Below are 13,622 nucleotides of genomic sequence, written 5' to 3' on the forward strand. Positions count from 1 at the left end.
GGCTCCCAGGCCGTCGTCGAGAACCTCGTCGCCCTCATCCCCTACTTCGGCTGGGCCAAGAAGGGCGAGCGCATCGCCGACATCGCCGACGGAGGCGGCGACAACCGCGACGGCAACGACAACGACGACAGCGACGGCGACGGGGAGCAGCAGACCGACGGCGACCGCGACAACGAACAGAACAACGGCCAGTCCTGCACCCGCCCCTCCAGCTTCACCCCCGGCACCCCCGTCCCGCGCGCCGACGGCACCACCGCCCCGATCCAAGACATCGCCACCAACGACCAGGAGGTCCACAACCTCACCGTCACCGACCCGCACACTTACTACGTCGGCACGGGTCCCACCGACGTCCTGGTCCGCACCTCAGAGGCCCCGCGGTGCACGATCACCGAGCAAGTCAATCAGCACATCGATGACCGCCACACGGAAAATGGACGGCTTAGGGACCCGGATGCCACGGTCTGGAGTGTCAATCGGGAAGAAAGGACACGTCTCATCAACGAGACCATCGCACAGGATCCGGAGGGCGTCCCGAACACGGACGACCGGGATGGAACCATCCATGTGGGAGAGTTCGACGAGCCCGTGGGTAGGGCAGGAGACTCCCAAGGTAGGTACCCGATTTATGAGGTGGAGGTCATCCTCTACCCGGACGGCTCGGTACGCACCGCCTACCCGAGCGGGTACATCCCCGACAACAACTAGGAGAATGTATAGGCATGAATGCCGTGGTGACCATCGGATCCGCGCGTCTTGACGGCAAGTACAACACAGCCGAACAGGAACCATTCCGCTTCGACGACATCGCACAGGTTTCCGAAGGAGACATGCGTGAACGATTTTTGCTCGACGAAGTACGAATGCGAATCGGAACCTTCAATTTCATCAGGCCCGGGTCCCCACTCCTGGACTTTTGCATGTCACTCCAGTCCGCACTGCGAGGCCTTGCGGTAAGCGGAAAGTCCGCCATCTCCTTTCCGGGTACACTCACCCAGATCCGATTGGCCCTCATCGATGACACGGTGCATGTCCGGTCGACATCGGAGGCGCACGGCAGAGGCGAGTGCACATTCATCCGGCTCATGGGAGCGGTATGCGTATTCCAGCGTAGCGCGCTCGACAACGTCACTCGCGAAGACCCGAACCTGCTGCTCAACGATCTCGTGGAACGCCTGTACCGAGAGTACGGCGTTCGGCAACTGGGGAAGGAACAGTTCGCCCGGCACACGCAGGCGGTGCGGCGAAGGCATGGCGTGTGATCCCGTAGGCGGATGGCACGGGCACTGCCCAGCACCGGCTCCCTCATCGTGACCATGTCGAGCACCCAATCCTCCAACCCAGTAACCTGAAGGTTGATTGAGGTCAATCTTCGGAGTGGGGCCGATGACGCAGGTGTCGTGGAAGTCGAAGGAGCTGACGGTCGGGCAGATCGCCGAGCGTAGTGGGGTGGCCGTCTCGGCGTTGCACTTCTACGAGCGCGAGGGGTTGATCCGCAGTCGGCGGACAGCCGGGAACCAGCGGCGGTTTCAGCGGGACACGCTGCGGCGGATCGCGTTCATCCGGGTGTCGCAGCGGGTGGGGATCCCGCTGAGTCGTATCCGCGAGGCGCTGGCGGAGCTGCCCGATGAACGCACGCCAACGCGGGAGGACTGGGCGCGGCTCTCGGAGAAGTGGCGGGACAAGCTCGACGCGCGCATCCGGATGCTGGAGCGGCTTCGCGACGATCTCACGGGCTGCATCGGCTGCGGCTGCCTGTCATTGGAGCTCTGCGTGCTCTCCAACCCCTACGACGAGCTGGCCAAGGAAGGGCCCGGCCCTCGACGGCTGCTGCCAGCGGCCGGAACCGACTGCCTGGAGAGCAGCCCCTGCGACGGCGCGGCGTGAATGCGTGGATGGACCGGTGGCGTCACCGGTGGTGGCGTCGCTGATGGTGGCGGGACCAGTAGCGTCCCGCCTCCACCGTGAGTGGAGTCGTCCCCGTTGCGAGCGAGGTCGTGCCTACTGTGAGCGAGGTCGCCACCGCTACGAGCAAGGTCGCCACCGCTGTGAGTGATGCCGTCCCCGGCGCGGGCGCCGGGGACGGTGGGGTCAGAGGACCGAGGACGGCACCTCCGCCGGTGAGGCGGTGGGCCAGGCGAGCGGGTCGTCGCCGAGGAGGACGAGTTCGGCCACCTGCTCCTTGCACCACGGCGAGACGTCGTAGAGGCCGTTGAGCACGCCGTCGGCGACGTCCCTCCAGGGCAGCCAGCGCATGTCGGCGACCTCGCTGGGGTCGGGCTTGATCGGGCCGTCCGCGATGGCGCGGAAAACCGGGCACAGCTCGTTCTCGACGATGCCGTCGGCCATGACCGCCCGGTACCGGAAGCGGGGGAGCACGGGCTCGGGTGCCGAGCCGATCGTTCCCAGCTCCTGGTCGAGCCGGCGGGCCACGGCCTCGGCCACGGGCTCGTTGGGAGCCGGGTGCCCGCAGCAGCTGTTGGTCCACACGTGGGGCCAGGTGAGCTTGTGGGCGGCGCGGCGTGTCATCAGGATCCGGCGCTCGTCGTCGAAGAGGTAGCAGGAGAATGCCAGATGCAAAGGTGTCCGGTCGGTATGCACCGTCGATTTCGGAGAGGATGAGACGGCTCGTCCCGTTTCATCGAGGAGCACGACCATTTCAGTCACTTCGTGTTTTCCCTTCCACCGGGAGAGGGAGGATTTCCCGGGCGCTGACCTGGTGCGTACCCGCGCCGATGGTGCGACAACCGCCCGAATTGCAATTCTCCCAGCCGCTTTTATTGCCCCTTGTCGCATTTAATACGACGGAAGAGTTCGTGAGGTATCCGCATTCACCCGCGACCCCGGACGGGAGCCAGTTCCGCGGCCTCGGTGATCCTCCGGAGCGCTTCGGGGCCCGGTCCGGGCGGCGGGGTGAAGACGCGCACGAGGACGCCCCCGGGCAGCGAGCCGGCCGCGACCCAGGACGCCGACGTACGCAGCACGGTGAAGGCCACGTCCGCCCCGTCGACGGCGATGTCCCGCGTGGACCAGACGGCGTCATCGGGCAGCGCGAAGGACCGCGCGGCGAGCGGGTCGCGCATCCGCCGCTCCATGAGGTCCCGTTCCGCGCAGAACGCACGGACATCGCGTTCCCCCGGGCCGCCGTCGCGCTCCCATAGACGGGTCGCGATCTCCAGGTCGGGCCCGCTGTCGGGCCCCTCCGGTGTCGACCCGAAGTCGACCACCACCTTCACGGGCGGCCCGCCGCCCGGTTCCACGGTCGTGGAACTGACCCGGCCGCGCCGCGCCTCCCCCACGGGCGCGTACAACGGCACCGCCGCGAGCACATCGGCGAGAGCGGGGGTATCGGTGTCCATGTGCAGTCCTCACGTCCGGGTCCCGGGCTAGGGCTCGTCCATGACGATCATCCCAGTTCCCCTGCTGTGTCGGCCGATGCGGCACCCGCCGTACTAGGCTCGGGGGCGCCGTCCGGCCCCCCGCCGGTCGCGGCGGATCCGTGCGGCGCGGGAAGAAAGGCAGGGGCTCCGATGACCGTCGCCGAGCGCCGCAGGATGCGCGTGGTGTCCGCGGACGGGACCCGTCTCCACGTCGACGTGCAGGGCGACGACTCCGCGCCGACCCTGGTGCTCGCGCACGGCTGGGCCTGCGCCGTCCCCTTCTGGACACCGATGGTCACGCGCCTGGGGCCGGGGCTGCGCGTCGTCCGCTACGACCAGCGCGGCCACGGCCGCAGCGACGCCCCGCCGAGGGGCGGCTACGGCACCGACGCCCTGGCCGACGACCTGTGCGCGGTCCTGGAGGCCACCGTGCCGGACGGGGCCCGCGCCGTGCTGGCCGGCCACAGCATGGGCGCCATGGCGCTGATGGCGGCGGCCGGGCGACCGGTGTTCCGTGCGCGCGCCGCGGCCGTCGCGCTGATCAGCACCGGCAGCGCGGGGCTGCTCGGCGGGTGCCGGGTCGTCCCGGGCGTGGGCCGGCACCCGCGGGTGAACGCCCTGGCCCACCGGGTGGCCCTGGGGTCTGCGCTTCCCCTGGGCCCCGTCACCTCGTTGACGAGCGCGGCGCTGCGCTACGCCACGATGGCCCCCGGGGCGGCCGCCGACGTCGCCCGCCTGTGCGCGCTGCTGGTGCACGCCTGCCCGCCGGTACCGCGCCGCCGATGGGCACGGGTCCTGGCCGGCCTCGACCTGGACGACGCTGTCGGCGCCCTCGACGTCCCCGCCGCGGTCGTCGCCGGAACGCTGGACCGCCTCACCCCCATCGCGCACGCGCACCGGATGACGGCGCTCCTGCCGGGCCCGGCCCGGTACGTGGAGATCCCCGGCGCCGGCCATATGACCCCGCTGGAGGCGCCCTCGATCGTCGCCGCCGTTCTGCGCGACCTGGCCGACGCCCATCTCGCCGCCGCGCCCGCCGAGGTCGGCGGAGACCGTGGCCGGACCGCCCTGTGACGCCGGTGTCAGCGCTGCACGGGCACGGATGTGCGGTGTCCGCGGTTCCTCAGTGGAGGCCAGGGGCCAGGGCCACGCCCCGGGCCAGGGCCCAGAGGCCGGCGGGTCCAGGCTCCGGGCGGGGAGGGAGACCGGGGACCGCGCCGACCACGCAACGTGGTCCTGCCCGACGACGGCCGCCCCGTCCGCGTCCCGCGGCGCGGACGGAATGAGGCCGGGTGGGGAGAGGCGGGGGCGGGGCCCGAAGGGACCTGATGTACGTTTCGTCCGACGGTGGCCGTAGAGTGTCCGGTCATCGACCCCGCTCCGGAGCCTACCTATGACGTCGTCATCGATCCCCTACGGCTTGATCGCCAGCGTCCCCCTCTTCGTCGTCGCCGCCCTCGGGCTCGCGCTCATCTCGCGTGTCCCCCGCGATCGGCGCGGCCTCACCGCGACCGCGATGGTGCTGTTCCTCCTGTACGCCCTGGTGGAGATGGGCCTGTCGATCCGGTTCCTCATCTCGGTCACCCCCGGGTCCCCCCTGCTGACCATGGTGCTGAGCCTCTTCCTCACCACCGTCCTCATGGTCGCGTTCGTGCTGCTGATCATCGCCGCCTGCCGCAGGCCACATGTCGCCGCGCCCTTGATCAGCCCGGCCGCCCCTGCCCCGGCCGGACCCTTCCCGCCGCCCGGCGTTCCCTGGCAGCCGGGGCACCGCGGCCCGATGGCGCCACCTTCGTCACCGCCCCCGCCCGCCGGCTGAGCCTCCCTCCAACGGAGCAGCATCATGGACATCTCCTCCCCTTACTTCAACGCGCTCGCCGGCACGATCAGCTCGGGCTTCTTCGCCGTGGCGGCCCTGGCGATCGGCGTCTTCGCCCTGTTCTGGGCCGGACGCGCACCGCAGGGCAAGTGGCTCGTGCGCACCGCCGGGCTGCTGCTGGTCGTCGTCTCCTTCTTCCAATTCGCCTGGGCGGTCTGCTTCTTCCTCACGACCTACCCGCCGCCCGTGTTCCAGCCGTGGATGGTGGACCTCCTCCCGGCCGTGACCCTGATCCGCAGCAGCGTCTCGGCCATCCTGCTGACCGCCGCGGTCGCGCTCGGCCTCACCGCCGTCGTTCGGGGCGTCGGCCCCCGCCCCGCCGCCCGCTGACCCCGCCCGTTCCCGGCCGCCCTGGGGCGGCCGGGAACGGCGCCTGCCGGGCACTCGCCGGGACGACACCGGAGCGCGCACGCGAAGCACACCTGACACGCGATTCCGGACCGGTGTTCCGCACGCCCCCGGTCGGGGAAGAAGCGTTCAGGAGAGCCGTTTCGATGTCCTGAATCCCGCCGCCGTCGCCGTCCGAATCCCCGCTCCCCCTCCCCCGGAGTGATCGACCATGCGCTCGGAACTCAGCACGCCCTTCCCCCCGCGCGTCAGCCCGGATGTGGAGCGCGCCCGCACCCACGGCCTCGCCTGGGCCCGCCGGACGGGGCTGGTCTCCTCCCGGCGGTCGGCCGACTACTGGGAGGCGGCGGCGTTCCACGAGCACGCCGCGCTGTACTGGCCCTATGCGGTGGGAGAGGACGCCGATCTGGCCACCGACCTGATGACGTTCTACTTCTACATCGACGACCAGTTCGACACGGCGCTGGGCCGGTCGGCCGGCGACGCGGCCGGCGTCATCGACCCGCTGTGCGCGATCACCTTCACCGAGGGCACGACCGACTCCACGGCCCCGCTCGCGGTGGCCTTCGCCGACCTGTGGCGCCGGATCATCCCGCCGATGTCGACGGCATGGCGCCAGCGGGCCGGCCGGAACTGGCGCGACTACCTCACCGGCTACGTCACCGAATCGGCCACCAGATCCCACCGCTTCGCCTTCGACGACGCCGACCTCTACCTCGCCCACCGCCGCCTCGCGCTCGGCGCGGAGACCTCGACCGACCTGATCGAGCGCTTCGGGAACTGCGAGGTCCCCCTGCCGCTGTTCAACTGCCCGCATCTGCTCGCGATGCGGCGGCTGTCCTGCGACTGGCTCCTCTACGCCAACGACCTCCACTCCGCCGACAAAGAGGCCGCCCACGGCGAGGTCAACAACATGATCGCTGTGACCCGCCGCCGGGAGGACTGCTCGCTGCCGGAGGCGACGGCACTCGTGCGGCAGCGCGCCGACCGGATGATGGACCGGTTCCGCGAGCTCGAACAGCAGATCCCCGCCGTGGTCGGCGCGTTCCCCGACCCGGGCTACCCACGGATCGCCGAGCACTACATCGCCGGCCTCAAGGCCGGTATGGCCGGCTACAACGCCTGGGGCGACACCACGGCGCGCTACGACCTCGTCGGCACGGACGTCGCGCTCGCCCATCTCGAAGACCTCACGACCGACCGCTGAGAGGCCGGTGGCTACCGGGCTCCGCAAGGCGCTCGACGGCGCGGCGGACCTGGATCGCCCCGTGGGCGCCGGCGTCGGGTCGAGCGGCGGGATACCCGCGAGCGTGCCCGCCCTCCTCGACTTCACGCCCCGCCGCCGGGCGCCGTACGCCCCGCCTCACCGGAATTTCCGGGGCCGCGCCGCGGTTGGAACCCTCACGCTCCTCGGGAGCACCGGGTCCCCTCATGCAAAGGACGTCGACCGTGGCAGCCGAGTTCTCCGACGGACTGAAGAAGTACCTCGACGACTCCCGGGCCTTCGCGACCGTGGCGACGGTGGCGCCCGGCGGGCACCCGCACCTGACCGTCGTCTGGATCAAGCGCGACGGCGACGACCTGCTGTTCTCCACCACGGTGGACCGCAGGCAGGGGAAGAACATCGCCCGCGACCCGCGCGTCACCGTGATGATCAACCCGCCCGAAACCCCGTACGCCTACGCCGAGATCCGCGGCACCGCGACGGTCACCCCCGACCCCGCCGACGAGTTGCCGGACGAGTTGTCCCTGAAGTACACGGGCCAGAACTACGCCACGTTCAACCCGGCCTCGGGGGAGGACGGGGAGCGCATCATCGTCCGCGTCACCCCGACCAGGATCGTCGGCCGGCTCTGAGCCGAGCGCCCGCGCCGCCGGCGACGCCGCGTCCGCCGCTTACCTGCATCCGATCGCGAAAGCCACCCAGGTGGGCCACATCCTGCGCGCGGCCGCGTGTGCGGCGCGCGTGGCCGAGTTGAACGCCGGGGGTGATCCGGCCGCCGGAATCGCGGTGATCGAGCAGGCCCGGGGACGAGCCACGCCGGTCCTGATCGATGTCCTCCACCGGTATCCGCCCGCACCGGCCGGCAGGAGCCGTGTCGCCGAACTCATGGCCGGCTTGGACGCTTCCCTGCGCGCGTCCCGCTGAGGGACCGTCGGCCACGGCTTCGCGGCCGGTGCGGCCCCAGGGGTGAGCCCGGGACGTGTGGCGGCCCGCTGGGACACGACGGTCAGGCCGGGGCGGGGCTGCGGGCCTCGTCTCTGCCTCGGCAGGCCAGGGCGTCGGCGCGCTCGTTGCCCGGGTCGCCGTTGTGGCCCCGGACCCAGCGCCATTCGATGTCGTGGCTCTGGGCGGCGGCGTCCAGGCGCTGCCAGAGGTCGGCGTTCTTCACCGGCTGCTTCCCGGCGGTGACCCAGCCCTTGCGCTTCCAGCCGTGGATCCACTTGGTGATGCCGTCGCGCACGTAGGTGCTGTCGGTGTGCAGGTGGACCGGCAGCGGGCGCTTGAGGCTCTCCAGCGCCATGATCGCCGCCATCAGCTCCATGCGGTTGTTGGTGGTCTCGGGATCGCTGCCGTACAGCTCCTTCTCGTGGCGCCCGTAGCGCAGCACCACCCCCCAGCCCCCGGGGCCGGGGTTCTTGGCGCAGGCCCCGTCGGTGTAGATCTCCACGGCGTCGCCGTCCGGTTCCGGTTCTCGGTTGGTCAGCACGCGGGGCAATCTACCGGGACGGGCGAGCGGGGACCCAATCGCGCCCTCGGCCCGGCGGGTCGGCGCCCCGGTCGAGACGGCCGGGACGCACGGGGAACGTGTACGCCTCGGGACGTAGGCCCCGCTACGCTGCAAGGCCGATGACAGACGGTGGACGCGCCGTCATGGTGGAGTCATGCACACCACGGCGCCGCCGCGGCGCACCGGCCGACACCCCCATCCGCCCGCCGCACGGCACCGCCGCCCCGCGCGCGTCTTCAGGGCGGCGGGGTGAGCGGATTCTGGACCGCGGTCCTGCTCTCGGTCGTCTCGGCGCTGTGCTACGGAGCGGGAGCCGTCGCCCAGCGGCGGCTCGCCGACCGGATCGGCGGCCCCTTCGACCGGCGCGCGCTGGGCGCCCTCATGCGCCACCGCCTGTGGTGGACCGCCGTGGCGCTGAACTCCACGGGCGCGCTCCTGCACGTGGCGGCCCTGGCCTTCGGGACGCTGACCGTTGTGCAGCCGTTGGGCACACTGGCGCTGGTGTTCGCGCTGCCGTGGGCCGCGCGCTGGGCCGCGCGCCCGGTGACCCCGCGCGAATGGCACGGCGCGGTCCTCACCGTGATCGCGCTGAGCGTCATGCTCGTGGTGGCCCCCACGAGCGCCGCTTCCACCCTGTCGCCCGCGACGACCGCGGCCGTCCTGGCGGCCGTCCTGCTGAGCGTGGGGGCACTGGTCGCGGCGGCCCACCGGATCCCCCATCCGCGCTGGAGCAGCCAGGTCCACGCCGTGGCCGCCGGGATCGCCTTCGGCGCCGCCTCGGCCCTGACCAAGACGTTCACCGACGAGATCGCCGCGGGCGGGGCGGCCCACGCCCTGACGCACCCGGCCGCGCTGGGGACCCTCGTGCTGGCCGGTGCGGGCGCGCTGCTGTCGCAGGCGTCCTACCGCGGGGTCGCAGTGGGGGCGCCGCTGGCCACGATGAGCCTGGCCAACCCCGTCGCCGCGGTGCTCATCGGCATGGGGTTCATGGGCGAGGAGTACATGGGCGGATCGTGGGGCGTGGGTGTCGCGGTGATCAGCGGCATGGTCGCCATCCGCGGCGTGCACCTGCTCGCGACCGCCGCGGATACACCCGGTGCACCCCCTCCGGCCGCACCCACCCCGGTCGGCGCGCTGCACCGGTGAGCCCCGCGGTGGCGGGGCGGGCGCCTGCGCCCTCGTCCCCGGACTCCCCCGTGTCGGTCGCCGGACCGAACGGGATCACGTCCTCGCGCAGGCCGGGCGCGTGGCGTCCAGGCCCCGCGCTCCACCGGGAGCCCGTGTGGCGTGGGGAGAGCCCTCTCGGGCGCGTGCGTGGGCGGTCGGTACCCCGCTCCCCCGTCCCGACCACCGGCGGCACCGGAGGCGGCCCGTGCCTGCCGGGCGCCGGGCTTGGGGCCGCGATGTCAGCGGGGCACGCCATCATTGACCCATGGACACCCCGCCTCCGCACGCCGACGTCGACCACCTCGCGGCCGTCCTCGAGCGTCGCCGGGCCGAGCTCGCCGGGGCCAACGCCGTGATCAGCGGCGGCCGGGTCGTGCACGCCGTCACCGAGCAGACCTGGGTGGGGGTGCGGGTCCCCGCCGTGGAGTGCCATGCCACCGCCGACCCGCTGCGGCTGCACCCGACCACCGCGCCCGTCACCTGCCGCCGGTGCCGGCGGCGCCTGACCGGATCGGCCGGGGACGTCCCCGACGGGCAGCTCACCCTGGGATGAGGCCCGGCGGCCGTGAACCCGCAGGCACGGCCGATGCCCGGCTGTCGACGGATGGGGGTCAGGGCCGGTGGCGCATGGGGTGGTCCGCCGGCACTTCGACCACGCAGATCTTCAGGCCATCGGGGTCGGCGATCCACATCTCGATCAGTCCCCACGGCTCGCGCTCGGGCGCGCGCAGGATGGTGACCCCTCGCGCGGCCAGGTCGCGGTGGGCGACCTCGGCGTCGGGCACTTGGAGCCACAGGCGCGCGGCGTGGGGGTCGGGGGCGCGTTCCGCGCGCCCCGACAGCTCCAGGAAACCGCCGCCGAGGAAGAACACGGTCCCCCGCTCGGGCCCGGTGCCGAACTCGCGGAAGACCGACAGCCCCAGCGCGTCGCGGTAGAACGTGCGGCTGGCCTCGGGGTCGGTGGGGCGGATGAGGATCCGGCTGCTCAGGACGTCGACCATGGAACCGACCCTAGACCAGGGCGTCCCGGGCGGCCCGGTGTTTCGCCGCCGCCGGGCACGTCCGCGCCAATTCCGGCCCGCCATGCGGTACGCGATACCCGCGGCCCCCGACGCCCCGCGGATCCGGGGGGACCCGCGACGGACCGCGGGCCGCCGCCGTGCGAGGCTGGTCGCCACCGCTGTGCGGCGGGGCGCCCCGAGGCCGCGCGGAGCGACGCGGCGCACCCGATGAACCGGAGGCACTCATGCCCGGCACGCGCCCCGATTCCGCCGAGCCCGGGCACGTAGCGGCCGGACCCGCCGCCCCTGTGGCAGCCGCCCCCGTGCCCGACGGTCCCGAGTCCGCCGGCGCCGACGGCGCCGAGCCCGCGGCGCCCGGCGCGCGGTCCGCCTCTCCGGCCGGCGAAGCGGCCGACACCCGGCCCGCCGCTCCGGTGGACGAGCGGGCCGAGGTGGCCGCGTTCCGGGCGGCGCTGGGCCTGGAGCACCTGATCGACGTGCACACCCACTTCATGCCCGAGCGGGTGCTGTCCAAGGTCTGGGCCTACTTCGACGCCGCCGGCCCCCTGGTGGCCCGCTCGTGGCCGATCACCTACCGCCACGAGGAGCGGCGGCGGCTGGAGATCCTGCGCGGCTTCGGCGTGCGCGCGTTCACCTCGATGCTCTACCCCCACCGGCCCGGCATGGCGCGCTGGCTCAACGACTGGGCCGCGGACTTCGCCGCGCGCACCCCCGGCTGCCTGCACACGGCGACGTTCTTCGCCGAGCCAAGCGCACCCGGCGACGTGCACCGCGCCCTCGGCCAAGGCGCGCGGGTGTTCAAGTGCCACCTCCAGGTCGGCGGGTTCGACCCCAACGACCCGGTCCTGGACGGCGTCTGGGGCGCGCTCGCCGACGCGGGGGCGCCGATCGTGGTCCACTGCGGGTCGGGACCGGTCCCCGGCGCCCACACGGGGCCGGCACCCATCGCCCGGCTGCTGGCCCGCCACCCCCGGCTGCGGCTGGTGATCGCCCACCTGGGCATGCCGGAGTACACCGAGTTCCTCGACCTGGCCGAGCGCCACGAGCGCACCATGCTGGACACCACCATGGCGTTCACCGCGTTCACCCAGGCCATGGCACCGTTCCCGCCCGACGCCCTGCCCCGGCTCGCCGGCCTCCAGGACCGCGTCCTGCTGGGGACCGACTTCCCCAACATCCCCTACCCCTACATCGAGGCGCTCCGGGCGCTGGAGGCCACCGGACTGGGCGCGTCCTGGCTGCGCGCGGTCTGCCACGACAACGCGGCACGGCTGTTCGGGCTCTGAGCCACCGGCCGCGCGGCGGCCGGTGGCGGGGCGCGCCCGCGCCGTCACCCCCGAAGCCGGCGCCCGCCCCTCTCTCGGCGGAGCGGGCGCCGGCACCGCGTCAGTCCACGGTGGCGGGCTCCCAGGCGCGGTCGACGACACGGACCAGGCCGCGGTCGGTGATCTTGACGCTGGGCGACACCGCGAGGGTGAGCGTCGACAGGCTCATGAAGGCGTTGCGGTTGCGCCACCCCCACGCGTGCACGGCGTCGCGCACCCGCCCCGACGCCTCGGCGACCTCGGGCGCCGGGCGCTCCGACATCACGCCGCCGATCGGCAGCGGCAGCGTCACGGGCTCGGCGTCGCCCACGACCGCGCACATCCCGCCGCCGGCGGCCACGACCTCGCCGGCCGCGCGGTGCAGGGCGTCCGCCGTCGTGGCGACCACGGTCAGGTTGTGGCTGTCGTGGGAGTAGGTGGTGGCGAACGCCCCGGTGTAGAGGTCGTGGCCGGCCACCGGGGCCGCGGCCATCGTGGCGGCACCGGTGTGGCGCTCGAAGACCGCCACGATCGCGGTGCGGCCCTCCCACCGCACGACTCCGTCGCGCACCGGCAGCCGCACCTCGCCGGGCCGGGTCGAGGTGTCCACCGGGTTGACCTCGATGGCGCGGAACGTGTGCTCGCCGTCGGGCAGGTCGACCCGCCAGAGCACGTCCTCCGGGGCCGGGGCCGCCACCCGCACCGAATCGGCGAAGGGGTTGGGCGGAGCTGAGCCGGGGCCGGCGAGCGGGCGCCCGCCGCGGCCCACGACCGCGCCCCCGGCGATGACCGCCTCGGGCTCCAGGTCGGTGAGGGAGCGCAGCAGCACCAGGTCGGCGCGCTTGCCGGGGCTGACCACCCCGCGGTCGTGCAGGCCCAGGCGGCGCGCGGGGTGGACGGTCATGGCGCGCAGCACCGCCAGGGGCGGCAGCCCCCGTTCCAGGGCGACCGACCCGACGCGGTCCAGGTGGCCGCTGCGCAGGATGGCGTCGGCCGCGATGTCGTCGGTGACCAGGCACAGGTCGGGCAGGTGCGGCAGGCCCAGCAGCGCGTCGACCACGTCGGGCGTGAGGCACTTCTCCTGGAGCATCAGCAGCATGCCCAGCCGCGCCTTCTCGACCGCGACCTCGGGGCGGTTCTTGCAGTGGTCGGAGTCGATGCCCGCCCACAGGTACTCGCCCAGGTCGGCGCCCGACAGGTCGGGGCAGTGCCCGTCGAGGCGGACCCCGCGGCGCCGGGCCGCCTCGACGATGGCGCGCATGCGCGGGTCGCCGGAGACCACCGCCCGGTAGTCCATGACCTCCCCGAGCGTGGTCACCCCCTCCCACCCGAGCATCTCCTCGATGTCGGCGGCGTCCAGGCGGGCCCCGGCGGTCTCGAACCCGTCGAGCGCGGGAACGCAGGAGGGCACCGCCCAGCACATCGTCTGCCCGGTGCCGCGTCCCTGCTCGATCATCCACGCCTGGCCGTCGCGCCCGGCGACGTTGACGATCTCGTGGGCGTCGGCCAGGACCGTGGTGGTGCCGCGCGGCAGGGTGATGCGGGCGAACTCGGCGGGTGCCAGCAGGGAGCTCTCGATGTGCATGTGCGCGTCGATGTAGCCGGGCGCGACGATCAGGCCGTCGGCCTCCACCACCTCGCGCGCCCGGGGGCCGGCCCCCGGCGGGGCGACGGCGCGGATCGCCTCGCCCTCGACGGCGACGTCGGCCGGCCACACCTCCCCGGTCTGCACCGACAGGACGTTCGCGCCCCGGATCAGCAGGTCGGCGGTCTTGGGCTCGGACATGGTC

The 13,622-nt window shown here is 73.0% G+C and carries 15 protein-coding genes and 1 pseudogene; 11 read left to right on the top strand and 5 right to left on the bottom strand.

The window, feature by feature from the left end:
• From ACFO4E_RS13820 to soxR, 3 genes and pseudogenes are all read left to right on the top strand, one after another.
• Window positions 1-708, top strand: a pseudogene (locus ACFO4E_RS13820) (hypothetical protein); the annotation flags it as partial.
• Between the two features lie 14 nt (window positions 709-722).
• The gene (locus ACFO4E_RS13825) at window positions 723-1,262 is read left to right on the top strand and encodes a hypothetical protein (protein ID WP_378574563.1); all 540 of its coding nucleotides are present in this window, start codon (window positions 723-725) and stop codon (window positions 1,260-1,262) included.
• Window positions 1,263-1,386: 124 nt separating this feature from the next.
• A complete protein-coding gene (soxR, locus tag ACFO4E_RS13830) occupies window positions 1,387-1,887 on the top strand; it encodes a redox-sensitive transcriptional activator SoxR (RefSeq protein WP_378574823.1) in 501 nt (166 codons plus the stop codon).
• 204 nt (window positions 1,888-2,091) lie between these two features.
• On the opposite strand, the gene idi is transcribed toward soxR, so the two are convergent.
• Entirely contained in the window at window positions 2,092-2,658 is a 567-nt protein-coding gene (gene idi, locus ACFO4E_RS13835) for an isopentenyl-diphosphate Delta-isomerase (protein ID WP_378574824.1), read from the bottom strand.
• Window positions 2,659-2,831: 173 nt separating this feature from the next.
• Window positions 2,832-3,359: a hypothetical protein gene (locus ACFO4E_RS13840; RefSeq protein ID WP_378574565.1), complete on the bottom strand. Its 528-nt coding sequence runs from the start codon at window positions 3,357-3,359 to the stop codon at window positions 2,832-2,834.
• A 171-nt stretch (window positions 3,360-3,530) separates the two neighbouring features.
• Here ACFO4E_RS13840 and ACFO4E_RS13845 point away from each other — a divergent pair, with 171 nt between their 5' ends.
• The 5 genes from ACFO4E_RS13845 (at window position 3,531) to ACFO4E_RS13865 (ending at window position 7,464) form a co-directional block, all read left to right on the top strand.
• Complete coding sequence (locus tag ACFO4E_RS13845) at window positions 3,531-4,454, top strand: alpha/beta fold hydrolase (protein WP_378574567.1); 924 nt, start codon at window positions 3,531-3,533, stop codon at window positions 4,452-4,454.
• Window positions 4,455-4,773: 319 nt separating this feature from the next.
• Window positions 4,774-5,199, top strand: coding sequence for a hypothetical protein (locus ACFO4E_RS13850; protein WP_378574569.1), 426 nt, complete (start codon window positions 4,774-4,776; stop codon window positions 5,197-5,199).
• A 24-nt stretch (window positions 5,200-5,223) separates the two neighbouring features.
• A complete protein-coding gene (locus tag ACFO4E_RS13855) occupies window positions 5,224-5,589 on the top strand; it encodes a hypothetical protein (protein WP_378574570.1) in 366 nt (121 codons plus the stop codon).
• Window positions 5,590-5,818: 229 nt separating this feature from the next.
• The gene (locus ACFO4E_RS13860; protein WP_378574572.1) at window positions 5,819-6,814 is read left to right on the top strand and encodes a terpene synthase family protein; all 996 of its coding nucleotides are present in this window, start codon (window positions 5,819-5,821) and stop codon (window positions 6,812-6,814) included.
• 242 nt (window positions 6,815-7,056) lie between these two features.
• A complete protein-coding gene (locus ACFO4E_RS13865) occupies window positions 7,057-7,464 on the top strand; it encodes a PPOX class F420-dependent oxidoreductase (protein ID WP_378574574.1) in 408 nt (135 codons plus the stop codon).
• 374 nt (window positions 7,465-7,838) lie between these two features.
• Here the strand turns inward: ACFO4E_RS13865 and rnhA are convergent, their stop codons facing one another.
• Window positions 7,839-8,318, bottom strand: coding sequence for a ribonuclease HI (gene rnhA, locus ACFO4E_RS13870; RefSeq protein ID WP_378574576.1), 480 nt, complete (start codon window positions 8,316-8,318; stop codon window positions 7,839-7,841).
• Window positions 8,319-8,588: 270 nt separating this feature from the next.
• Here rnhA and ACFO4E_RS13875 point away from each other — a divergent pair, with 270 nt between their 5' ends.
• The gene (locus ACFO4E_RS13875) at window positions 8,589-9,485 is read left to right on the top strand and encodes a DMT family transporter (protein ID WP_378574578.1); all 897 of its coding nucleotides are present in this window, start codon (window positions 8,589-8,591) and stop codon (window positions 9,483-9,485) included.
• A 286-nt stretch (window positions 9,486-9,771) separates the two neighbouring features.
• Window positions 9,772-10,059: a hypothetical protein gene (locus ACFO4E_RS13880; RefSeq protein WP_378574580.1), complete on the top strand. Its 288-nt coding sequence runs from the start codon at window positions 9,772-9,774 to the stop codon at window positions 10,057-10,059.
• Window positions 10,060-10,117: 58 nt separating this feature from the next.
• On the opposite strand, the gene ACFO4E_RS13885 is transcribed toward ACFO4E_RS13880, so the two are convergent.
• Entirely contained in the window at window positions 10,118-10,507 is a 390-nt protein-coding gene (locus ACFO4E_RS13885) for a VOC family protein (protein ID WP_378574582.1), read from the bottom strand.
• 245 nt (window positions 10,508-10,752) lie between these two features.
• Between ACFO4E_RS13885 and ACFO4E_RS13890 the strand changes: the two genes are divergently transcribed.
• Entirely contained in the window at window positions 10,753-11,814 is a 1,062-nt protein-coding gene (locus ACFO4E_RS13890; RefSeq protein ID WP_378574584.1) for an amidohydrolase family protein, read from the top strand.
• A 100-nt stretch (window positions 11,815-11,914) separates the two neighbouring features.
• On the opposite strand, the gene ACFO4E_RS13895 is transcribed toward ACFO4E_RS13890, so the two are convergent.
• Complete coding sequence (locus ACFO4E_RS13895) at window positions 11,915-13,618, bottom strand: adenine deaminase C-terminal domain-containing protein (RefSeq protein ID WP_378574586.1); 1,704 nt, start codon at window positions 13,616-13,618, stop codon at window positions 11,915-11,917.
• Between the last annotated feature and the right edge of the window lie 4 nt (window positions 13,619-13,622).

The sequence above is a fragment of the Nocardiopsis mangrovi genome (assembly GCF_042653925.1).
Lineage (GTDB): Bacteria > Actinomycetota > Actinomycetes > Streptosporangiales > Streptosporangiaceae > Nocardiopsis_B > Nocardiopsis_B mangrovi.

Bases quoted from the DNA above. Each gene is read 5' to 3' on its own strand.
- ACFO4E_RS13825 (WP_378574563.1), top strand. From the start codon at position 723: ATGAATGCCGTGGTGACCATCGGATCCGCGCGTCTTGACGGCAAGTAC.
- soxR (WP_378574823.1), top strand. From the start codon at position 1,387: ATGACGCAGGTGTCGTGGAAGTCGAAGGAGCTGACGGTCGGGCAGATC.
- idi (WP_378574824.1), bottom strand. From the start codon at position 2,658: ATGGTCGTGCTCCTCGATGAAACGGGACGAGCCGTCTCATCCTCTCCG.
- ACFO4E_RS13840 (WP_378574565.1), bottom strand. From the start codon at position 3,359: ATGGACACCGATACCCCCGCTCTCGCCGATGTGCTCGCGGCGGTGCCG.
- ACFO4E_RS13845 (WP_378574567.1), top strand. From the start codon at position 3,531: ATGACCGTCGCCGAGCGCCGCAGGATGCGCGTGGTGTCCGCGGACGGG.
- ACFO4E_RS13850 (WP_378574569.1), top strand. From the start codon at position 4,774: ATGACGTCGTCATCGATCCCCTACGGCTTGATCGCCAGCGTCCCCCTC.
- ACFO4E_RS13855 (WP_378574570.1), top strand. From the start codon at position 5,224: ATGGACATCTCCTCCCCTTACTTCAACGCGCTCGCCGGCACGATCAGC.
- ACFO4E_RS13860 (WP_378574572.1), top strand. From the start codon at position 5,819: ATGCGCTCGGAACTCAGCACGCCCTTCCCCCCGCGCGTCAGCCCGGAT.
- ACFO4E_RS13880 (WP_378574580.1), top strand. From the start codon at position 9,772: ATGGACACCCCGCCTCCGCACGCCGACGTCGACCACCTCGCGGCCGTC.
- ACFO4E_RS13885 (WP_378574582.1), bottom strand. From the start codon at position 10,507: ATGGTCGACGTCCTGAGCAGCCGGATCCTCATCCGCCCCACCGACCCC.
- ACFO4E_RS13890 (WP_378574584.1), top strand. From the start codon at position 10,753: ATGCCCGGCACGCGCCCCGATTCCGCCGAGCCCGGGCACGTAGCGGCC.
- ACFO4E_RS13895 (WP_378574586.1), bottom strand. From the start codon at position 13,618: ATGTCCGAGCCCAAGACCGCCGACCTGCTGATCCGGGGCGCGAACGTC.